General features: G+C 74.4%; 1 pseudogene. It reads left to right on the top strand.

The window, feature by feature from the left end:
* Positions 1-318 (top strand): annotated as a pseudogene (locus D7V93_RS43875) (DUF2780 domain-containing protein); the annotation flags it as partial.
* Positions 319-539: the final 221 nt, after the last annotated feature.

Below are 539 nucleotides of genomic sequence, written 5' to 3'. Positions count from 1 at the left end.
GGCCTCACGGGCGCCCTGGGCGGGCTCATGGGTGGCGGGGGCGGAGGCGGTGGCGGCCTGATGGGCGCCCTGGGCGGCGCGGCGGCCCACGCGGGCGAGGTGGCCGGCGTGGTGGCCATCCTCCAGCGCTTCAACCTGGACGCGGGCAAGGCCACCCTGGTGGCGCCCCTGCTCCTCAACTTCCTCAAGTCCCGGCTGGACCCGGCCCTGGTGGGGAAGATCCTCGCCGTGGTGCCCATGCTCACCGGCGGCTCCAGCGGCTCCGGCCCTCAGGGCGGCGGGCTGGGTGGCATGCTCGGCGGAATCCTGGGCGGCTGAGCCCCCCGTCCAAGGCCCCCTGATTCCAGGGCGTTCGGAAAAAGGGGGCTGGAAATGCAAAAGAACTCCGGACCCGGAGTCCTGGAAGGGAGCGGCAGGTTCCACCCTGCCCAGGAGCCCGGCCATGACCTTCCTCTCCCGCACGCACTCTCACGCGGCCCCGGTCGTCCCCCGTCGTCCGCCCGCGCCCCCCTCCCAGGGGCCCGCGAACCGTCCGACGC

The sequence above is a fragment of the Corallococcus llansteffanensis genome, assembly GCF_003612055.1.
GTDB classification, from domain to species: domain Bacteria; phylum Myxococcota; class Myxococcia; order Myxococcales; family Myxococcaceae; genus Corallococcus; species Corallococcus llansteffanensis.
Note: the sequence above shows the minus strand (reverse complement) of the source record. Positions and strands in the feature narration are given on the sequence as shown.